Here is a 20,979-nt window from a genome sequence, read left to right on the forward strand (position 1 = left end):
GGCGATCAGATATCCAGCACGTCCGCCTCTGCGAATTCGGCGCGCTCCTGGATGAAGCGGAAACGCGCCTCGGGCCTGGTGCCCATCAGCGCGTCGACGGCATCCTTGGTGGCCTGCTCGGCGTCGATCACGTCGACCCTTAGAAGCGTGCGCTTCCTCGGATCCATCGTGGTCTCCTTGAGCTGCGCGGCCATCATCTCGCCGAGGCCCTTGAAGCGGCCGATCTCGACCTTGCCGCGGCCGGTGAATTCGGTGCGCAGCAGTTCGTCCTTGTGCGCGTCGTCGCGAGCGTAGCCGACCTTGCCGCCCTGCCGGATCGAATAGAGCGGCGGCACGGCCATATAGAGATGGCCGCCGCGGATCAGGTTCGGCATCTCCTGATAGAAGAAGGTGATCAACAGCGAAGCGATGTGCGCGCCGTCGACGTCGGCGTCGGTCATGATGATCACGCGGTCGTAGCGCAGATCCTCGTCGCGGTATTTCGAGCGCGTGCCGCAGCCGAGCGCCTGGATCAGGTCGGAAATCTGCTGGTTGGCAGCAAGCTTGTCGTTGCCGGCGGAGGCGACGTTGAGGATCTTGCCGCGCAGCGGCAGCACCGCCTGGCTGGCGCGGTCGCGCGCCTGCTTGGCCGAGCCGCCGGCCGAGTCGCCCTCGACGATGAAGATCTCGGCGCCGGCGGCGGCGTTCTGCGTGCAGTCGGCGAGCTTGCCCGGAAGGCGCAGCTTGCGCACCGCGCTCTTGCGCGAGACTTCCTTTTCCTGGCGGCGCCGCACGCGTTCGTCGGCGCGCGCGATCACCCACTCCAGAAGCTTCGAGGCTTCCTGCGGATTGTCTGCCAGCCAGTGGTCGAACGGGTCGCGAAGGGCGTTCTCGACGATGCGCATCGCCTCGATCGTCGCCAGCCTGTCCTTGGTCTGGCCGACGAATTCAGGCTCGCGGATGAACACCGACAGCATGCCGGCGGCCGAGATCATCACGTCGTCGGTGGTGATGATCGAGGCGCGCTTGTTGCCGATGAGGTCGGCGTAAGCGCGCAGTCCGCGCGTCAGCACGTTGCGGAATCCGGCCTCATGCGTGCCGCCTTCGGGGGTCGGAATGGTGTTGCAATAGGAGTTGAGGAAACCGTCGCCGCCGAACCAGGTCACCGCCCATTCGAGCGAAGCATGACCGCCCTGCTTGTCGCTCTTGCCGGCGAAGACCTCGCGCGTGACCTGGAATTCGTCGCCGAGCGTCGCCTTGAGATAGTCCTTCAGGCCGCCGGGGAAATGGAACTCGGCCTTGGCCGGCGTCTGGTCCTTTTCCTTGATCAGCGACGGATCGCAGGTCCAGCGGATCTCGACGCCGCCGAACAGATAGGCCTTCGAGCGCGTCATGCGGTAAAGCCGCGCCGGTTCGAAGGCGGCGCCCTTGCCGAAAATCTGCTCGTCGGGATGGAAGCGGGTCCTGGTGCCACGGCGGTTGTGGACCTCGCCAAGATGCTCAAGACCGCTGACCGGGACGCCGCGCGAAAAACGCTGCCGGTAGAGCTGACGTCCCCGCGCGACCTCGACCTCGAGATGGTCGGACAACGCGTTGACGACCGAGACGCCGACGCCATGCAGGCCGCCGGAGGTCTCGTAGACCTTGGAGTCGAACTTGCCGCCCGAATGCAGCGTGGTCATGATGACTTCGAGCGCCGGCTTCTTGAATTTCGGATGCGGATCGACCGGGATGCCGCGGCCGTTGTCGGTGACGGTCAGGAAGCCGTCGGCGGAAAGCTCGACGTCGATGAAGGTGGCGTGGCCGGCCACCGCTTCGTCCATGGAATTGTCGATGACCTCGGCGAACAGGTGATGCATCGCCTTGTCGTCGGTGCCGCCGATATACATGCCCGGACGGCGGCGCACCGGTTCCAGCCCTTCCAGCACCTCGATGTCGGCGGCGCTGTAGCCCTCGCTGCCGTCGCGGACGGGGGCCGAACGCTTCGCGGCCTGTATGAGCGGATCGGCCGGGCGCGACGGCGCGCGCACCGGCTGTGCCGGCTTTTCCATCTTGCCGAAGAGGTCGTTGCTGTCGTCCATGCTGGGGCCTAGCGTCCGGTAATGCGAATCACGTCTCGATACTGCCACGCTTTTGGCGGGCGAACGAGTTCCTGTTCCGTTCAGGGATCAAACTGTCTCTTATTCTAAAACCATTCGATAACCAAGCCGGCCGAAATAGGGCGGTCGGCGTGCCCCGGTATTCCCGATTCTTTAACATTAACGCCTAGCGTGAGGCCCAACCAACAAAAGACCACGGGCGTCAGGGGTTTCGTTGTGAGGGGCAGGGCCATTACCATGATCGGCATCGCCGCCGTGTTCGGCGCGATCTCGATCTTTGCGGCGGATTTCTGGGTCAAGAGCCAGGCAAAGGCTCAGCCCGAGGTCAAGGTCGTCTCCGTCATGGCGCCGCAGCAGCCCAAGGTCGAGTTCAAGACCATCGTGGTGGCGCAAGCGCCACTGCGTTACGGCATGGAGCTCGGACGGCCGCAGCTCGCCGAGATTCCGTGGCCGCAGGATTCCCTGCCGCAAGGTGCTTTCCCGACGATCGACAAGCTGCTTGCGGACGGCAGCCGGGTCGTGCTGTCGCCGATCGAGGTCAACGAACCGGTGCTGCTCACCAAGCTGTCGGGGCCGAATGGCCGCGCCACCCTTTCCAACATGCTGTCGCCGGGAATGCGGGCCGTCACCATCCGCACCGATGAGATCGCCGGGGTCGGCGGCTTCATCACGCCGGGAGACCGCGTGGACGTCGTGCTGACGCGCGACGCTGGTGATATCCAGGAAGTGTCCAAGAATGCGCAGGGCGCCGCCGGATCGACCGTCACGTCCGAGATCGTCGTCTCCGATGCCAAGGTGCTTTCGGTTGGACAGGGCGCCGACGAGCGCAAGACCGAGCCGCAAATCGCCAATTCCGTGACCCTCGAAGTCACCAACGAAGGGGCGCAGAAAGTGGCGCTTGCCCGCACCGTCGGCACGCTGTCGTTGTCGCTGCGGTCGGCCGCCGACGCAACCGCCAGCAATGGCGGGCTTACGACCATCTCGTCCTTCGGCGGCTCGGTTGCCGCAAACGCGCAGGCGAGCGCCGCCTCGCTCGTCAATGCGATGACGAAGGACCAGGGCGAGCCGAAACTAAAGACGGTGATCGTGACGCGTGGCGACAAGGTCGAGGAATACAAGGTTCCTTCACGGGAACCGCCGCAGGAACTGCAGCAATAGCCGGTGGGGACCGGCGGGGACGGGGCAAGATGTTCGGGTTTGATGCATTTCGGACGACCGGGGGATGGCGTCTTCTCGGCGCGATAGCGCTGGCGGCGGCAATGCTTGGCGTCGCCGCGCCGGCAAGGGCTGGCAATGACGTCGTCTATGTATCGGCGAACAAGAACGCCTCGATCAAGGTGGCCAAGGGCAAGCCGAAGACGATCATGACAAGCGCCGCCTTCTACCAGATCGTCATCGGCGATCCGGAGATCGCCAACGTCAATCCGCTGACCGACAAGTCCTTCTACGTGCTCGGCAACAATCTGGGCACCACCGGTATCGCCCTGTTCGACCAGAACAAGCAGCTTGTCGGCACCATCGATATCGAGGTGACGCTGGATACAGACCAACTGGCCAGCACCATCCGCGCCAGCGTTCCCGACGCCAAGATCAAGGTCGGTTCGGCGAACGGCCGCGTCGTGCTGTCGGGCGAGGCCGACGATGCGGTCGCCGCCGACAAGGCCAGCAAGATCGCGTCGCGCTTTTCCGGCAACGAGGAAATCATCAACTCGGTCAACATCTCGTCCTCGCAGCAAGTGCAGCTCAACGTCCGCTTCGTCGAGATCAATCGCCAGGCCGGTCAGGATCTCGGCGCCAAATACGCCGCCAATTTCGCCTATGGCATCGGCAACCGCAAAGTCGTGCTGAGCCCGGATGGGGGAAACCTGACGGCTGCCGGAACAGGCGAGATCATCGGCAGCTTGCTGTCGAACGGCGTTTCGATCGACATCGCCATCAAGGCGCTGGAGGAACGCGGCCTGGCGCGGCGGCTGGCGGAGCCGAACCTGATTGCGCGTTCGGGCCAGACGGCGAGCTTCCTTGCCGGCGGCGAGTTCCCGATCCCGGTTTCCGAAGACAATGGCAAGATCAGCGTCACCTACAAGAAGTACGGCGTCGGCCTGGATTTCACGCCGACGGTGCTGAAGGACGGGCTGGTAAGCCTCGACATCGCGCCGGAAGTGTCCTCGATCGACCCGTCCGCTTCCATCCAGGTCAGCAGCGGCATTTCCATTCCGGCCTTCATCGTGCGCCGCGCCAGGACATCGGTCGACCTCAAGAACGGCCAGAGCTTCATGATCGCCGGCCTCCTGCAGTCGCAGAACGACATCACGACATCGCGGGTGCCGGGGATCGGCAGGCTGCCGGTGCTCGGTCCGCTGTTTTCGTCGAAATCCTATCAGCGGCGCGAGACCGACCTGGTCATCATCGTCACGCCTTACCTGGTCAAGCCGGTCGATCCCTCGAAGAAGATGGTCGAGCCGACCGACGGCACCCAGCCGGCAAGTCCCGCCGACTATTTCCTGAACAACACAGAGGAAGTGGACGCCTCGGCGTCGAAGCGTCCGGTGACGCTGGCGGACGGCAGCGCCGCCCGCCCGATAGCTGCCGCCACGTCCGGCCACTTCCTCGATCTGCCAAAGGACTAAGGCCATGCGCATCCCCGTTTGCATCGCTCTGCTCCTGGCCGGTTTCGCCGGCGGCTGCACCAGCGACGACTATGTCCGCACCGAAGGGGTGACGCTCGGAGTCGGCAACGCACAAGCGTCCAATACCGCCATGCAGATGGTCGATCCGTGGAAGTACGGCGTGCAGAACACCCGGCTTCTCGTGCCGGCCCAGCGTCCGGGTTCCGAGAGCACCGCCGTCGGTGCGAAGGCCGGCTCGGGGTCGGCGCCGACGACATCATCAACGACATCGGACTGATGGGCTGACGACGATGGCATCTGGTAGCAAGACCAAGAAGATCCTGCTCGTTTCGACGGACACGACGTTCTTGCAAGACACACGGACGGCTTTCGCGGCCTCCGAGGTCATCGAGCTTTTGACGCTGGAAAAGAGTGTCAACGAGCTGCGCGGCGAGATCCTCGAGACGGACTTCGGCACGGTCATCGTCGACATGGATGCAGCCAAGCTCGAGGAAATCGAGTCGCTGCAGCGCGTCATGCGACGGCTGGAAGGCAGCATTCCGGTGATCGTCGTGACCCAGGAATTCAATGCGGCGGCGGTGCGTATCCTGGTGCAGCTCAAGGTCGCCGATTTCCTGGTCAAACCGATCACCACGGCCGACCTCGTGCGTTCCGTCATCCGTGCGCTGCAAGGGCCGGGGCGGGAAGAGAACACCGAATCGCACATCTACACGTTCATGCCGGCCGCCGGCGGCGTCGGCACCACCACGCTCGCCTTGCAGACGGCGTTCCAACTGCATCATTCGGTGACGCGCGGCGCCTCTACATGCGTCGTCGACCTCAATTTCCAGCAAGGCGCCTGCGCCGAATATCTCGATCTCGAACCGCGCTTCGACATCACGGAAATCGAGAACCAGCCGGAGCGCCTCGACCGGCAATTGCTTGACGTGATGCTGTCCAAGCATGCGAGCGGGCTGTGCGTGCTTGCCGCTCCCACGCGCCCGTCGGACATGCGCTCGTTCAAGACCGATGTCGTGGTGCGCATGCTCGACCTCGTGGCGGCCTATTTCGACAATGTCGTCATCGACATGCCGCGCACATGGTTCCCCTGGACCGAGACGGTGCTGCTCGGCTCGAACAAGCTCTATATCGTCGCCGAGATGACAGTGCCCTGCCTGCGCCATACGCAGCGTCTCATCCAGGCCGTCTATGAGACCGCCGGCAAGGAAGTGAAGCCCAATGTCATCGTCAACCGCTTCGAGCAGAAGATGTTCGACAGCGGCATCAAGCAGGCCGACGTCCAGGAGATACTCGGCGAGCATTTCGTTGGCGGCATCTCCAACAATTACCGGCTGGTGCGCGAGGCGGTCGACCGCGGCGTGCCGCTGCACGCCATCGACCCCAACGCCAATGTCGTCAACGACCTGAAGAAGATCATCCTGCCGGAGGAGGCCGTCCAGATGATGGCCAAGTCGAAGTCGCTGTTCGGCCTGGGCAAGGGCTTGCTGAAGAGGAAGGCAGGATGAACAGCCGCTTTTCCAACCTGCAGAGCCGCGACGTTCGTCCGCAGCGGGCGCCCGAATCCGCGCCGGTCACGCACAATGCCGTGATCATCCCGACGACCCGCAAGCCGGCGCCGCCGAAGCCTGAAGCAGCGCCTGCAAAGAGCGCCAACAAGGTGCTCGATGCGCGTGTGCGTATCCATCGCATGCTGCTCGAGGAGATCAACCTCGTGGCGCTGGAGCGGCTGCCCCGGGATGAAATGCGCCGGCAGGTGCATGAATTCGTCTCGGAAAAGACGCGCAATGAGCGGATGGCGATCAACAACGCCGAACTCGACGCCCTGGTCGACGACATCGTCGACGAGATGGTCGGCCTCGGCCCGCTGGAGCCGCTGCTCAAGGACCCCGAGATCAACGATATCCTGATCAACGGCCACCAGAACTGCTTCGTCGAAAAGCGCGGCAAGCTGCAACAGGTCAATATCCCGTTCAAGGATGAGGCACATCTACTTCGAATCATTAATAAAATCGTCGCGGCGGTCGGCCGCCGCGTCGATGAATCGCAGCCGATGGTCGACGCCCGCATGCTCGACGGCTCGCGCTTCAACGCGGCGATCCGTCCCGTCGGCGTCGACGGGCCGCTGGTGTCGATCCGCAAGTTCTCCAAGAACAAGCTCGGCCTGCACAAGCTGGTCGAATTCGGCGCCATCACCCAGAACATGGCCGAGGTGCTGGCGGCGGCGGTGCATGCCCGCAAGACCACGATCATCTCCGGCGGCACCGGCACGGGCAAGACGACGATGCTCAATGCTTTGTCGGCCTTCATTCCGGAAGACGAGCGCTTGATCACCATCGAGGACGCGGCCGAGTTGCAACTGCAGCAGCCGCATGTCGCGCGCATGGAGACGCGCCCGGCCAATATCGAGGGCCACGGCGAATTGAAGCAGCGCGACCTGGTCAAGAACGCGCTGCGCATGCGCCCCGATCGCGTCATCCTCGGCGAGTGCCGCGGCGAGGAGGCCTTCGACATGCTGCAGGCGATGAACACCGGTCATGAAGGCTCGATGGCCACCATCCATGCCAACACGCCGCGCGATGCTATCTCGCGTCTGGAACAGATGCTCGGCATGACCGGCATGCCGATGACCGTGCAGTCGATCCGAAGCCAGATCTCCAGCGCCATCGACATCATCGTCCAGCTGACGCGTCTGTCCGACGGCAAGCGCAAGGTGACCAGCGTCGCCGAAGTGACCGGCATGGAAGGCGACGTCATCCAGATGCAGGAGATCTTCCGCTTCGTGCGCACCGGCATGGAGGCGGACGGAAAGATCCTCGGCCACTTCGAAGCGACCGGCATCCGGCCACGCTTCCTCGAGGACCTGCGCAACATGGGCATCGAATTCCCGGGCAAGTATTTCGAACCCGGCCGGCCGCAGGACTAGGCCGGTGTTCGAGGGATTCAGCCCGGTCTACGTCGTCTACGCCGCGGCGGCGCTCACCGGCATCATGATCGCCGAGGGCCTTTATTTGCTCTATGCCGGGCGCAGCGACAAGCGCACGGCCATCAACCGCCGCATGAAGCTGGCGGAGAACAAGATCAGCCAGGAGCAGGTGCTGATCCAGCTGCGCAAGGAACGCGGGATCGACGGCGGCGGCTCCATCTTTTCCCTCGACCGCTTCCGCGCCCTGCGCACGCAGTCCGGCATGACCACGCCGCTGCCGAAGTTCCTGACGATCACCTCGGGCGTGGCCGCGGCGCTGGCGCTTGTCGGCATCTGGAAGGGCCTGCCGCTCCTGTTCGGCCTTATCCTGTTTGTCTTGCTGTTGCCGGTGCTGCCGGTAATGGCCATGCGCTTCCTGCGCAAGCGCCGGCACAAGCGGTTCGGCATGCAACTGCCCGAGGCGCTGGAACTGATCACGCGCGGCCTGAAGGCCGGCCATCCGGTGCCGGTGGCGATTGCCATGGTGTCGCGCGAAATGGCCGATCCGATCGGCACCGAGTTCGGCGTCGTCGCCGACGAGGTGACCTATGGCTCCGACCTGGTCTCGGCGCTGAACAACCTTTTCGACCGGGTGGGGCATGAGGACCTGCCGCTGTTCGTCACGGCGGTGTCGATCCAGAGCAGTTCGGGTGGCAATCTGCGCGAGATCCTCGACGGCCTGTCGGCGACGATCCGCGACCGCGGCAAGCTGCGCCGCAAGGTGCGCGCCATTTCGACGGAAGGGCGCATGTCGGCTTACATCCTGACTGCGGTCCCCGTGCTTCTGTTCACCGCCATCATGGTGCTGATGCCGCAGTTCTACCAGGATGTCTGGGACGTGCCGAAGACCTGGTACATGCTGAGCGGCTCCGTGATCTGGCTGCTGCTCGGCAACGCCATCATGTTCAAGATGTCGAATTTCAGGTTCTGAGATGGAAGACGTCATCCGCTTCCTCGCTTCGCTCGCGCCGACCTCGCCGATGCCGGTCGCCGTGCTGCTCCTTGTGCTGGGCGGCGGCGCCGTCGCCTGGCCGCTGGTGCTCGCCAAGGGCGATCGCGGCGACGTCAAGCGCCGGCTGAAGGTGGAGATTTTGCAGCCGGCCGAGCAGGCGGAGCCGGCGCCCAAGAAGAGCACCAACGCCGTGCGCGAGAAGGCGGTGAAACGGGCGCAGGAGTTCTATGCCAAGAGCGATCCGGAAAATGTCGCGCGGCTGCGCCTGAAGCTCATCCAGGCCGGCTACATGGAGCCGCGCGCCGTCGGCATGTTCTTCCTGATCCGTTTCGCCGCGCTGGTCGGCGCGGCGTTCGGCGCATTCCTGGTCAACCACTGGGCGGCCAGCGCCGAGTCGACCATGACCAGCCGCTGGACCTTCATCATCCTGTCGGCTGCAGGCGGCTATTTCCTGCCTGGCCTGGTGCTGACGCAGAAGGTTCGGGAAAAGATGCGCGAATACCGCAACGGCTTTCCCGATTTCATGGATTTGATGATCGTCTGCTCCGATGCCGGCATGAGCATGGAGGCCGGCATCGAGCGGGTCTCCAGGGAGCTTGCCAGGACCTATCCGTCGCTCAGCCAGAACCTGATCCTGGTGTCGCTGGAGTTGCGGGCCGGGCGCAGCCTCGACGACGCGCTGAAGGCGCTTGCCGACCGCCTCAGCCTCGACGAGGTCCGCTCCTTCGCGACGCTGCTGCAGCAATCCAAGGAACTCGGCACCAGCCTGTCGGGCTCGCTGCGCGTCTTTTCCGACGAAATGCGGCACAAGCGCATGTCGCTGGCCGAGGAGAAGGCGCATGCCCTGCCGGCCAAGATGTCCGTTCCGGTGACGGTCTGCATCCTGCCGGTGGTGCTGATGATCGCCATCATACCGATCATCGTGAAGCTGACCGCGCACTAAGGATTCAGGTGAGGCCGGCCTGCAAATGGCGGCCTCCTGCGCTTCCGGCCGAAGCGCTCGTGAGTGTCTCCGCTCTATGAAGGTACGGCCGGCGTAGGCCGGTTCTCGGAGCCCGTCGCTTTCGGCTCGGCCTGACCTGAATCCGGGCAACCGTGGTTAACGCATCCTCTGCGGGCAACCAAAATTTAGCTGCATTTCGGCACCGAAGCTTAATCGCTCTTCTGTATGGTTTTTCCTGAAGAACGACCCGGCAAATCGGGCGATGGGGCAGGGGCATGCGTCAGAGACTTCCCAGGGCAGCGGCGGCGTTGGCGGCCGTCTTGATGATTACCGGCTGCACGACGAACAACAACGTCGACACAACCAAGACCACGGCGATCCAGCCGGTGGCCAAGGATGTCAGCGCCAACGACCTCGTTGAAGGCAAGGCGCAGTTCCGCGAGGCGAATTTCGGCCTTGCCGAACAGCATTTCCGCAAGGCGGTAGAACTCAAATCCGACAATGCCGAGGCCTGGATGGGACTTGCCGCATCCTATGACGAGCTTGGCCGCTTCGACTTCGCCGATCGCGCCTATATGCAGTTGTTGAAGGTCGCCGGGCGCAAGCCGCAGATCGTCAACAATATGGGTTATTCGCAGCTTCTGCGCGGCAACAAGAAGAAGGCGCGCGCGCTGCTGCTCGAAGCCAAGGCCGGCATGGCCGACCAGACGGTGGTCAACGCCAATCTGGCGCTGCTCGACAAGGGCTGATCCGTCTGCGGGTTCTCGTTTCCCGTGTATCGTCACGGGATTTCGCCTCACATGTCGACGCTTTGTAAACCCTGTGTCGAGGTAGCGTTGGGCATCGTCCGAAAACGGTTTGCGCCGGCCGCAGCCAGCCTACATTGAGGGGACGGGCACCGGTTAGACGCTAGAGGCAGTTCTTCACGGATGTTGGATTTCAGTTCGCTCCTGCTCGCGGCGGCACTGTCGGGCACATGCCTCAGCATCACCATGTTTGCAATCTGGCTCACCACGCCGCGGGCGCGCTTCGTGCTCACGGTCGCCTGCGGCACCTTGGTGCTCGTCGCCCATGTCGTCGCGTTCTGGCGCTATGCCAAGGATGCCGATCCCTGGCTGTGCCAGGTCGTGCTGGCGCTGTTGACCCTGGGTTTCCTGATCATCTGCCTGTCGGCCATGCAGTATCTCGGCTTTCGCGACTACCGCCGCGCCATCGTGCCGGCGCTGGCCGCCATGGCGGCCTGCGCTCTGGTCACCTATCTCGGTTTCGACGGCATCGGCTTCCAGATCACCTATGCGGCCGTGACGGCACTGCTCGCGGCGATCGGGGCGATGTTCTGGATGAAGGGGGATCACGACCGGCGGATCCTTCTGGTCGTCTCCTTCCTCAGCGGAGCCTGCGGTCTGTCCTTCGCGCTGTGCGGCGCGGTGTTGCTCGTCCAGGGGCAATGGGTTCTCGGCGCCGCGCCTGACAATTGGGCGGAACGGCTGAACTCCGTCGTCGCGGTCGCCTGCATGACCGGCCTCGGCGCGCTGACGCTTTCGCTGCACCACCTGCAGGCGCAGATCGAGCTCAAGGCGGAGACGATGACCGATCCGCTGACCGGCCTGATGAACCGCAGGGCGCTCACCGAGCTTTACGGCGATCGCAGCTTCGGTCCGTTCATGGCGATCGCGATGTTCGATCTCGACCATTTCAAGATGACCAACGACGTCTTCGGTCATCCCGTCGGCGACCAGGTGCTTTGCCGCTTCGCGGCGGTGATCAAGAAATACGGCAGGGCAGGGGTCGACGCATTCCGGCTGGGCGGCGAGGAATTCGCGCTCGTCATGGCGCGCGTGACGCCGGAAAAGGCGCATGACATGGCAAGCCGGATCGGCGTCGCTTTCGGCACCGAGATCGTTGCGACCCATCGCGGCCCGCTGCGCAGCAGCGTCAGCGGCGGCGTGGGATTCGGCTCGACCGCCGGCCGCCCTCTCGACGAGGTGCTGGCGCAAGCGGACGCCGCGCTTTATGCGGCCAAGCGTGCAGGACGCAACCGCGTCATCGCTCAGACCGAATTGGGCCAGCCCGATGTGGGGCCGGCCCTGAAAACCGCCTGAGCAAAACCTGGGCTGCTACTCCGCGGCGCCGAGATATTCCGACAGCGGGGGGCACGAGCAGACCAGGTTGCGGTCGCCGGCGACATTGTCGATGCGCGAGACCGGCGGCCAGTATTTCGCCGCCAGATCCGCGTCGCCGGCCGGATAGGCCGCCTCCAGCCGCGAGTAGGGATGCTTCCACTCACCGGCAAGCGCTTCCGCCGCGGTGTGCGGGGCGTTGACCAGCGGGTTGTCGCTGGACGGCCACTCGCCCTTCGCAACTTTCGCCGCCTCGCCGGCGATGGCGATCATCGCCTCGCAAAAACGGTCGAGCTCACGCTTGGGCTCGGACTCGGTCGGCTCGACCATCAGCGTGCCGGCAACCGGGAACGACATGGTCGGCGCATGGAAGCCGTAGTCGATCAGGCGCTTGGCGATGTCGTCGACGCTGATGCCGGCGCTTTCCTTGAGCACGCGCGTGTCGAGGATGCATTCATGCGCGATGCGATCGCTCCTGCCCTTGTAGAGCAGCGGGTAGTGCGGCGCGAGCCGCGTCGCCACGTAGTTGGCGGAAACGATCGCCGTCTCGGTCGCCTGCTTCAGGCCGGAGCCGCCCATCATGCGGATGTACATCCACGTGATCGGCAGGATCGACGCACTGCCGAAGGGCGCGGCGGCAACGGCATGCGCCGAGCCTTCGGTGACATGGCCCGGCAAATAGGGTTTCAGATGCGCCCTGACGCCGATTGGGCCGACGCCCGGGCCGCCGCCGCCATGCGGGATGCAGAAGGTCTTGTGCAGGTTCATGTGGCAGACGTCGGCGCCGATGTCGCCGGGGCGGGCGAGGCCGACCAGGGCGTTGAGATTGGCGCCGTCGAAATAGACCTGGCCGCCATGCTCGTGGATCAGCGCGCAGAGATGACGCGCCCCTTCCTCGTAGACGCCATGCGTCGAAGGGTAGGTGAACATCAGCGCCGCGAGGTTCTTGGAGTGCTCGTTGGCTTTGGCGCGCAGATCGTCCATGTCGATGTTGCCGTCGTCCAGGCAACGCACGACGACGACACTCATGCCAGCCATCGCGGCGCTCGCCGGATTGGTGCCGTGCGCGGAGGACGGGATCAGGCAAACGGTGCGGTGGCCTTCGCCGCGCGCGCGGTGATAGGCGCGGATGGCGAGCAGGCCGGCATATTCGCCCTGGCTGCCGGCATTGGGCTGCAGGCTGACGGCGTCGAAACCGGTGATTTCCGACAGCCAGGCCTCCAGATCGCCGACCATCTTGCGATAGCCCTCGCAATGGCCGGCCGGCGCGAAGGGATGCAGATTGGCGACGCTCGGCCAGCTCACAGGCATCATCTCGGCGGCGGCGTTGAGCTTCATGGTGCAGGATCCGAGCGGGATCATGGTGCGATCGAGCGCGAGGTCCTTGTCGGCCAGCCTGCGCAGGAAGCGCATCATCTCGGTTTCGGAATGGTTGTCGTGGAAGACCGGCTGGGTGAGGAATTCCTTGCCGCGCGGCTTGCCAGGCATGGAGCCGCCTTCCGCCGCGCCGGGCTTGGCCCCGAACAGGGCGGCGATCGCCTCGAGGTCGGCTTCCGTGGAAGTCTCGTCGAAGGCGACACTGACGCAGTCGGCATCGATGACGCGCAACAGCCGGCCGGTCTTCTGAGCGACAGCTTCTATTGCCGCGGCCTTGCCCTTCACTTCCGCGGTCACTGTGTCGAAGCGGCTTGCGCCAAGCACAGCAACGCCTGCAGCCTCGAGACCCGAGGCGAGGCGATCGGCCAACCCGTGGATCTGACCGGCAATCGCCTGCAGGCCGGCAGGACCGTGCCAGATCGCATAGGCCGTCGCCATATTGGCCAACAGCGCCTGCGCGGTGCAGATGTTGGAGGTCGCCTTGTCGCGGCGGATGTGCTGCTCGCGCGTCTGCAGCGCCAACCGGTAGCCCGGGCGGCCCATGGTGTCCGTCGACTGGCCGACGAGGCGGCCGGGCATCAGGCGGGTCAGCTTGTCGGAAACGGCGCAGTAGGCGGCATGCGGGCCGCCAAAGCCCATCGGCACGCCGAAACGCTGCATCGGACCGACGGCGATGTCGGCGCCAAGCTTCGCCGGCGCGTCGGTGAGGGTCAGCGCCAGCGGATCGGCGATGAAGACGACGAGCGCGCCGGCGGCACGGGCCTTCTCGATCGCCGCCTTGTGGTCGCCGTAGACGCCGAATGTGTCCGGCCAGGATACGAGCAGGGCGGCGGTGTTGTCGTCGATCGTCTCGCCGTCGACCTCGATGCCGAGCGGTTCGGCGCGGGTGCGCACGACGTCCAGCGTTTGCGGATGCGGCGTGCCGGCAAGCGCCACCTTGGTGCGCTTGTCGCGGTGGTGGCGCAGCGCGATGCCGACGGCTTCGGCGACGGCGGTGGCTTCATCGAGCAGCGAGGCGGACGCCACCGGCAGGCCGGTCAGTTCCGTCACCAATGTCTGGAAGTTGAACAGCATCTCCAGCCGACCCTGGCTGATCTCGGCCTGGTAGGGGGTGTAGGCCGTGTACCAGGCCGGGTTCTCGAACAGGTTGCGCTGGATGACCGGCGGCACGAAGACGCCATGATAGCCGGCGCCGATGAAGCTTTTCAGCACCGTGTTCTTCGCCATGATCGCAGACAGTTCGGCCAGCGCTTCCGCTTCGCTGGCCGGAGCCGGCAGGTTGAGCGGCTGGTCGAGGCGGATCGATCTCGGCACGGCCTGGCTGATCAGCGTTTCGACGGACGGAACGCCGAGCACGGCAAGCATGGCTCTGACATCGTTGACGCCCGGGCCGATATGGCGGGCCGAGAAGGGAGTAAGCGCTGCGGTCATGTCTTTATGTCCTGATATCAGCCGATATGGGCTTTGTAGCCGGCCTCGTCCATGAGGCTGTCGAGCTGGCTTTCGTTGGCGAGCTTCATCTTCCAGAGCCAGCCGTCGCCGGTCGCGGCCGAGTTGACCAGCGAGGGATCGGCCGACAGCGAGGCGTTGGCCTCGGTGATCTCGCCGTCGACCGGTGCGTAGACGTCCGACGCCGCCTTGACGGATTCGACGACCACGGCGGTGTCGCCCTTGGCAAGCTTGCGGCCGATTTCCGGCAGCTCGACGAAAACGAGATCGCCGAGCTGTTCCTGCGCATAGTCGGTGATGCCGACGGTGGCGACGCCGCCCTCTACGCGCAGCCATTCATGGTCTTCGGTGAAATAGATCTTTGCCATTGGGTCTTATCCTTTGCGGTAGCGATGTGGGGTGAAGGGCAGGGACGCGACGTCGACCGGGATTTTCGTCCCACGGACGTCGGCGAAGAGTTTCGTGCCGGGCTTGGCCAGCGAGGTGTTGACGTAGCCCATGGCGACGGGGTGCCCGGCCGAAGGGCCGAAGCCGCCCGAGGTGACGTGGCCGGCCGGATTGCCGTCGGCATCGATGAGCGCCGCGCCGGCGCGCACCGGCTGGCGCCCGTCGGGCTTCAAGCCGACGCGCTTCTGCGACGGCCCACGCTCGATGACAGAGCGCAGCGCGTCGGCGCCAATGAAATGACCCGAGGCCCGAACTTCCTTGGGAATCGCCCACATCAGTCCGGCGCTTGCCGGGTCGATTTCCGGTGTCAGGTCCTGGCCGTGCAGGCAAAGCCCGGCTTCGAGCCGCAGGCTGTCGCGGGCGGCAAGGCCGATCCACTGCACGCGCTCGTCTCCCAGGAGTCTGGCGACAAGATCGCGGGCATCCCTCTCCGGCAGGCCGATTTCGAAACCGTCCTCACCGGTGTAGCCGGAACGGCTCATGAACCAGTTTTGCCTGGGCTCGACCCCGTGCATGAAGAGCAGCGAGCCGGTTTCGGTGCCGGCCCGCGCAAGGGCTGCCCAGGCATCCGGTCCCTGGATCGCCAGGAAGACGCGGTCAAGCGGCTCGACCTTGGCGTCGAAATCGGCGGAGAGGTCGCGCAGATGCTTCTCGTCCTCGACGGCGTTGCCGGCGTTGGCCACCACCATGAACCGGTCATCGCCCAGGCGCGTCACGATCAGGTCGTCGATGATGCCTGCCGCCTCGTTGAGGAAGAAAGTGTATTTGGACTGCGAGATGTCCAGCGCGCCGGCATCGAGCGGGCAGGCGCGGTTCAACAATGCGATGGCTCCCGGACCGGCGACCTCGAACAGCCTCATATGCGAGATGTCGAACAGGCCGGCATGCTCGCGTGAGTGAAGGTGCTCCTTCATCACGCCGGGCGGGTAGGTGAGCGGCATCGACCAGCCGGCGAAGGCGCCGAAACGCGCGCCCGCGGCCTGATGCAAATCCTCAAGGGGTAGGTGTCTGATGTCGTCGCCCGTCATGTCTTCTCCAGAGTCGCACGCAATCGACCGCCGGTGGCGGCCTAATTCGTGCCCCTCTGTCTGAAGCCTGAGAGACTCGCGCCCCGTAACTCTGTCGGCAGCGCTTACACCTTCGGCGCGGGACGAATCCCGACTTTCCAGAGTTGTCTTTCCCGTCTACGGTTCTTTTGCCTGAGAGATTTCGGGCGATTTCCCCTTCGGCGACAGCTTGCGCTGCTCTCTCCCGCAAACAGGTAGGACTCAGTCGCCTGAGCCCCCGACGCGCCATCCATAGCCCGTCGGCGACACCTTGTCACCTCCCAGCGACATTTAAAGCGTGCGCTGCGTTTCGGCGATATGCATTGGCCGACAAGGCTTCGCTAACCACGCCGTTTGCCGGTTTCTCAAGACAATGCTGATAAAGCTCGGTGGGGTAATGCACTGAGTTCGCCGGCAGCGGGCGACGGGCAGGGACGGCAAATGGGCGAATTGATCATGAGCGCTCCGGTGGCGGGGCTGACCTCGAAGAACAAGATCACGGCCGAAGACGTGACGATGCTGCGGCGCGAGGTTTTCGCGGATGGCGTGGTGGGTCGCGGCGAGGCGGAGGCGCTGTTCGCGCTCGACCAGACGGCGCGAGACAAATGCGGCGAATGGGCGCCGTTCTTCGTCGAGGCGGTGACCGACTACATCGTCCACCAGGAAAAGCCGGAAGGCTACATCTCCGAGCAGAATGCCGACTGGCTGGTCCGCACGATCTCGCGCGACGGCATGGTCGACAGCCGCACCGAGCTGGAGCTGCTGGTGCATGTCCTGGAGGAAGCGAAATCCTCGCCCGGCCAACTCTCGGCCTACGCGCTGGAACAGGTCGCGCATGCGGTAATCGATGGCAAAGGCCCGTTGATGCTCGGCGATCTCGTACCTGGGCTGATCACCAAGGCCGAGGTCGATCTGTTGCGGCGCATCCTCTATGCCTATGGCGGCGACGGCAACATCGCCATCAGCAAGGCCGAGGCGGAGATCCTGTTCAGGATAAACGACCGGACCGCGGCCGCCGAAAACGATCCGTCCTGGAACGACCTCTTCGTCAAGGCGATCGCCAATTACGTCATGTGCTCGGCCGGCTACGAGCCGCCGACGCGCGAAGTGGCGCTGCGCCATGAAACCTTCCTGGATGAAGCCGCGCCGACCCTTGGCGGTTTCTTCGGTCGCATGGTGTCGGGTGGGCTCGCCGGAATCCTCGGCGCCTATCAGTCGCCGGGCGACATCGAGGCGGAATGGGAAGCCAGGAATCGGGCCACCGAAGCGCTTGCCCGCCGCGCCGAGACGATCGATGCGAGCGAGGCCGAATGGCTGGCCGAGCGCGTCGGCGGCGGCCAGCGGCCGCTGCGCGACAACGAGCGCGCGCTGCTGACGCTGATCAAGCATGCTTCGCCGGAAATCCATCCGGCGCTGAGGCCGCTGCTCGACAAGGTTGCTTAAGCCTCCGTCGCGTCCAGTCGATGCCGGGCGGCTATCGTCTTGCAAAAGATGACGTTGGAATGGCCTTCGGGCCATTGCGGCAACTCGGCCATGCGCTCGAAGCCGGCTTTTTCGTAAAGGCCCGGCGCCTGGAAGTCGTGGCTCGAAACCCATACCCGCCCGACGCCCCGGCTGGCGGCCTCGGCTGTGAAAGCATCGAGCAGCTTCTTGCCGTAGCCGCGGCCTCGATAGGCTTCATCGATCCACATCAATTTGAGTTCGGCGGTTCCTGCCCACGAGTAGCCGGCGGCAATGCCGATCACGCCTCCGGCCTCGTCGCGGATCACGAAGATCAACCCCCGATCATCATCGCAGCCGGTTTTGCGTCGGTTGTCGCCGTTGAGACGTTCCTCGAGGGCAGCCAATTCGATGGGCGACAGATCGTGCTCGGCCTGCAGGCGAGGGACCATCAAATCCCGCCATACCAGTCGTAGCCATTGTCTTCCCAGTAGCCGCCGCGGCCGCCGCCGACATTGGCAAAACTGTCGACCAGCTCGATCTTGTAGATGTATTTGGGCATCTTGTAGCCGAGCTGGCGCTCGACCCGCACGCGAAGCGGCGCGCCGTTCTCGACCGGCAAGGGCTTGCCGTTCAGGCCATAGGCCAGAATCGTCTGTGGATGGCGGGCGTCGATCAGGTCGATGGTGCCGTAATATTTGATGTCGCCAGACAGGCTTTGCTCGATCGTGTCGAGGCAGTGGAACATGACGTAGCGGGCCTGCGGCTTGACCACCGCCTGGTCGAGCACCAGCGACAGCGGCGTGCCGGTCCATTTGGCGATGCAGCTCCAGCCTTCGACGCAGTCGTGGCGCGTGATCTGGGTGCGGCTCGGCATGTTCTGGAGCTGCTCGCGGGTCAGCGACAGCGGTTTTTCGACGAGGCCTGAAACCTCCAGGCGCCAGTCGGCGAAATTGTTGGCGAGCAGACCCTTGTAGGTGTCGTCATCGGGCGCTGTGACGCCGTTCGGCCTTTGCGGCTGGCGGATATCGGCCTCGGTGAATTCCGGCGCCAGCGCGTCGCGGCGGGCAAGCAGGCGCTGCGCGCGCCAGGTCAGGCCGTTGGCGTTTTCGAGGAAGCTGCGCAGGCCGCCGCCGATGCCGAGGCCGCTGTCGAAGGCATCGCAACCCGACAGCGCGATGCCGGACAGGCCGAGGCTGCTGGCGGTCAAGAACTTGCGGCGGCTGATCTGGAATTTTGCCATGTCAGGCGCTCCTCTCGGTGGGCTGGTCGTGCTTCGCGGGCGGGTCGGTGCGGTACCAGCCGGTGATGATCGAGCGCAGCTCGTTGATCGGGCCGGCGGCGAGAATCATCAGGATGTGGATGACGAAGAAAAGGACGAGCAGCACCATGGCGGTGAAATGGATGGTCCGCGCCGTCTGCCTGCCGCCGAGTATCTCATTCAGCCAGGGCAACACCGAATTCATGCTCGGCGACATGGCCAGGCCGGTGACGATCATCAGCGGCAGCAGCACGAAGAGCACGCCGCCGTAGGCCATCTTCTGCAGCGTGTTGTATTCGCGCGTGTGGTGGAATTTCAGCTTCGCGTGGTCGACGATGTCGCGCGGCAGCTTGCGCAGGTCCGACACGCGAGGGGCGAGATCGCGACGGATATGGCCGTTGACCAGGCCGGCGATCAGCCAGACGAGCAGCGTTGTGGTCAGGATCCAGGCGAAGAAGAAATGCACGACGCGGGCGGTGCCGAGATCGTAATAGGAGGGAATTGTCGCCCAGGCCGGGAAGGCGCGCGGCGTCTCTTGTCCCGGCGGCCCAGACCAGCCGAGCACGCCCGTGGTGTCGAAGCGATGGCCGAAGATTTCGGTGAAACCGCGCGGTCCGTTGGCAGTATTCTCGGCGCCGATCTGGAGGATGGTGTTGTTGAACTCGAAGCCGGACTGCTTGCCGACATAGAGCTGCGGTCGCGCATTGAAGATCTGCAGACCGGAAAGCAGCATGAAGAACAGCGAGAAAGCCCAGAGCCAATGGGTAAGGCGGGTCCAGCCCGACTGCCGGTAAATTAGCGGCCCATTTTTCGGCGCAGGTTTATCGGCCTCTGCTACCGGCTCGTTCCTGGCAATGGCTTCCATCTTCGTCTCCGGCCCTGCATCGCTCACCGCTTACCGGCTTGCGTTCTTCCTCCCAATACGCCGTCAGGCAAAGCGTTGTTTCATGCGATCACGGATTTATTACGGAGAACCCAGGCTGACCGCGAGATTGACCGCCGCGGCAACGATCACCGTGTTGAAGAAAAAGGTCAGGACCGAATGGACGAGCACGACCAGCCGCATCTGCGAGGTGGTGATGGCCGTGTCCGCCGTCTGTGCCGTCATGCCGATGACCGTCGCGAAATAGAGGAAGTCCCAGCCTTCCGGTCTTTTGCCGCCCGGAAAATCGAGGCCGCCGACCGGCATCTTCTTCTGGGTTTTCTCGTCGAGCTCGTCGCCATCCTTCCAATAGACATGCGCATAGTGCAGCGACGCCATAGCGTGGATGGTGAACCAGCCGAGCGGGATCGACAGCATGGCGAAGGCGAGCTGCAGGGGATGAGCGGCATCCTTCTGGTTGATGAGCAGGAACAGCGACACGATGGCGGCGCCGACGACAAAGAGCGTGACGGCGAAGATCAGAAAGACGGGCAGGTCGGTCGCGCGCGCGTTCTTGCTGAGATAGCGCCCGGTAAGGCTGGGCATCAGGGCCAGCACCAGGGCGATATAGCTGGCGAAGAACACATTGGCGCCGATCGAGTAGGGCAGCGGCGCGCGCAGCAACAAGGCAAGCAGCAGCGCGACGATGCCGATGGCCGCGGCGAGGGCGAACTGCATGTGCCGATGCATCGGCGTGTTGAGATCCTCACCCATGGCCCGAGGCCCCTGAAGACGTTGGATCAGTCCGGTGTGACGGATTTCAAAGCCCGCCGCAAGATGCGGTCGAGCTCGCCGAGAAACTGCGAGCGGTCCTTCTGCGTGAAGCTGGCGTTGAACCCCCGGCTCTCGCCGGTTTCGCGCAGATGCTGCTTGAGGTCGCGCATCGCCACCGCCATGCCGATGGTTTCCGGCGTGAAGGGGCGGCCGGTGGGTCCCAGCACATGCGCGCCGAGCGCCACCGTGCGCGCGGCAAGTGGAATGTCGGCCGTCACCACGACATCGTTGGCCTTGGCATTCTCGACGATCCAGTCGTCCGCCGCGTCCGCGCCCTTGGAGACGACGACGTTGCGGACCATCGGATCGCGCGACGGCCGCAGGCCGCCATTGGAGACATAGGTGACGATGACGCCATGGCGCTCCGCGACCTTCTCGACCTCGGCCTTGACCGGGCAGGCGTCGGCATCGACGTAGACAACGGGTGCGGGCATCGTTACTTCCAAACAAACATGGGGCCGGCGTGTCAGCCAGCCCCATGGCAGAAATCGCAGGATTTGTCAGGCCGCCAAGGCGCCCGACTTCTTGGCGGTCCAGATGGCGATATAGTCCATCAGGCCGGGGCTGAGGCAGTCATAGGG

General features: G+C 64.5%; 19 protein-coding genes, 1 pseudogene and 1 riboswitch. Of the genes and pseudogenes, 10 read left to right on the forward strand and 10 right to left on the reverse strand.

Annotated features, from left to right (window positions below; translation table 11 throughout):
• Positions 1-5 precede the first annotated feature (5 nt).
• Positions 6-2,060, reverse strand: coding sequence for a DNA topoisomerase IV subunit B (gene parE / locus FJ424_RS23845; protein ID WP_140652351.1), 2,055 nt, complete (start codon positions 2,058-2,060; stop codon positions 6-8).
• Positions 2,061-2,315: 255 nt separating this feature from the next.
• Between parE and cpaB the strand changes: the two genes are divergently transcribed.
• The 9 genes from cpaB to FJ424_RS23890 all read left to right on the forward strand — a co-directional run bounded on the left by cpaB (position 2,316) and on the right by FJ424_RS23890 (position 11,664).
• A complete protein-coding gene (gene cpaB / locus FJ424_RS23850) occupies positions 2,316-3,236 on the forward strand; it encodes a Flp pilus assembly protein CpaB (protein WP_140652349.1) in 921 nt (306 codons plus the stop codon).
• Positions 3,237-3,337: 101 nt separating this feature from the next.
• Positions 3,338-4,705, forward strand: coding sequence for a type II and III secretion system protein family protein (locus tag FJ424_RS23855; protein WP_226891767.1), 1,368 nt, complete (start codon positions 3,338-3,340; stop codon positions 4,703-4,705).
• Between the two features lie 4 nt (positions 4,706-4,709).
• Complete coding sequence (locus tag FJ424_RS23860; RefSeq protein WP_140652347.1) at positions 4,710-4,982, forward strand: hypothetical protein; 273 nt, start codon at positions 4,710-4,712, stop codon at positions 4,980-4,982.
• 13 nt (positions 4,983-4,995) lie between these two features.
• Positions 4,996-6,210: a response regulator gene (locus tag FJ424_RS23865; protein ID WP_140647827.1), complete on the forward strand. Its 1,215-nt coding sequence runs from the start codon at positions 4,996-4,998 to the stop codon at positions 6,208-6,210.
• Entirely contained in the window at positions 6,207-7,628 is a 1,422-nt protein-coding gene (locus FJ424_RS23870; RefSeq protein ID WP_140647826.1) for a CpaF family protein, read from the forward strand. The genes FJ424_RS23865 and FJ424_RS23870 overlap by 4 nt, the downstream gene beginning before the upstream one ends.
• A gap of 4 nt (positions 7,629-7,632) precedes the next feature.
• Positions 7,633-8,598 (forward strand): type II secretion system F family protein, encoded by a 966-nt coding sequence (locus FJ424_RS23875; RefSeq protein WP_140647825.1) that lies wholly within the window; start codon positions 7,633-7,635, stop codon positions 8,596-8,598.
• Position 8,599: 1 nt separating this feature from the next.
• On the forward strand, positions 8,600-9,562 hold the full coding sequence (locus FJ424_RS23880) for a type II secretion system F family protein (protein WP_140652345.1): 963 nt from the start codon (positions 8,600-8,602) through the stop codon (positions 9,560-9,562).
• Positions 9,563-9,837: 275 nt separating this feature from the next.
• Complete coding sequence (locus FJ424_RS23885) at positions 9,838-10,311, forward strand: hypothetical protein (RefSeq protein ID WP_140542191.1); 474 nt, start codon at positions 9,838-9,840, stop codon at positions 10,309-10,311.
• 180 nt (positions 10,312-10,491) lie between these two features.
• Positions 10,492-11,664, forward strand: coding sequence for a GGDEF domain-containing protein (locus FJ424_RS23890; RefSeq protein WP_140652343.1), 1,173 nt, complete (start codon positions 10,492-10,494; stop codon positions 11,662-11,664).
• Positions 11,665-11,679: 15 nt separating this feature from the next.
• On the opposite strand, the gene gcvP is transcribed toward FJ424_RS23890, so the two are convergent.
• The 3 genes from gcvP to gcvT are packed head-to-tail and all read right to left on the reverse strand — an operon-like array spanning position 11,680 to position 15,983.
• Complete coding sequence (gene gcvP, locus FJ424_RS23895; RefSeq protein WP_140652341.1) at positions 11,680-14,490, reverse strand: aminomethyl-transferring glycine dehydrogenase; 2,811 nt, start codon at positions 14,488-14,490, stop codon at positions 11,680-11,682.
• Positions 14,491-14,507: 17 nt separating this feature from the next.
• A complete protein-coding gene (gene gcvH, locus FJ424_RS23900) occupies positions 14,508-14,876 on the reverse strand; it encodes a glycine cleavage system protein GcvH (RefSeq protein ID WP_140652339.1) in 369 nt (122 codons plus the stop codon).
• A 6-nt stretch (positions 14,877-14,882) separates the two neighbouring features.
• Complete coding sequence (gene gcvT, locus FJ424_RS23905) at positions 14,883-15,983, reverse strand: glycine cleavage system aminomethyltransferase GcvT (RefSeq protein WP_140652337.1); 1,101 nt, start codon at positions 15,981-15,983, stop codon at positions 14,883-14,885.
• Between the two features lie 149 nt (positions 15,984-16,132).
• A riboswitch (glycine riboswitch) is annotated at positions 16,133-16,219 on the reverse strand.
• Between the two features lie 223 nt (positions 16,220-16,442).
• Between gcvT and FJ424_RS23910 the strand changes: the two genes are divergently transcribed.
• Positions 16,443-17,444 carry a hypothetical protein gene (locus tag FJ424_RS23910; RefSeq protein ID WP_140652335.1) on the forward strand — a complete coding sequence of 334 codons (1,002 nt, stop codon included), beginning with the start codon at positions 16,443-16,445 and terminating at the stop codon, positions 17,442-17,444.
• Here the strand turns inward: FJ424_RS23910 and FJ424_RS23915 are convergent.
• The 6 genes and pseudogenes from FJ424_RS23915 to FJ424_RS23940 all read right to left on the reverse strand — a co-directional run.
• Positions 17,441-17,848, reverse strand: coding sequence for a GNAT family N-acetyltransferase (locus FJ424_RS23915; protein ID WP_246677336.1), 408 nt, complete (start codon positions 17,846-17,848; stop codon positions 17,441-17,443). The genes FJ424_RS23910 and FJ424_RS23915 overlap by 4 nt on opposite strands.
• A 44-nt stretch (positions 17,849-17,892) precedes the next feature.
• The gene (locus tag FJ424_RS23920; protein WP_140652331.1) at positions 17,893-18,684 is read right to left on the reverse strand and encodes a molybdopterin-binding protein; all 792 of its coding nucleotides are present in this window, start codon (positions 18,682-18,684) and stop codon (positions 17,893-17,895) included.
• 1 nt (position 18,685) lies between these two features.
• Positions 18,686-19,567 (reverse strand): cytochrome b/b6 domain-containing protein, encoded by an 882-nt coding sequence (locus tag FJ424_RS23925; protein WP_140652329.1) that lies wholly within the window; start codon positions 19,565-19,567, stop codon positions 18,686-18,688.
• Between the two features lie 99 nt (positions 19,568-19,666).
• Positions 19,667-20,338 carry a DUF1345 domain-containing protein gene (locus tag FJ424_RS23930; RefSeq protein WP_140652327.1) on the reverse strand — a complete coding sequence of 224 codons (672 nt, stop codon included), beginning with the start codon at positions 20,336-20,338 and terminating at the stop codon, positions 19,667-19,669.
• 26 nt (positions 20,339-20,364) lie between these two features.
• Positions 20,365-20,832: a YaiI/YqxD family protein gene (locus FJ424_RS23935; RefSeq protein ID WP_140647814.1), complete on the reverse strand. Its 468-nt coding sequence runs from the start codon at positions 20,830-20,832 to the stop codon at positions 20,365-20,367.
• A gap of 66 nt (positions 20,833-20,898) precedes the next feature.
• Positions 20,899-20,979 (reverse strand): annotated as a pseudogene (locus FJ424_RS23940) (aldehyde-activating protein); the annotation flags it as partial.

It is taken from the genome of Mesorhizobium sp. B3-1-8 (assembly GCF_006439495.1).
In the GTDB taxonomy this organism is placed as follows: Bacteria; Pseudomonadota; Alphaproteobacteria; order Rhizobiales; family Rhizobiaceae; genus Mesorhizobium.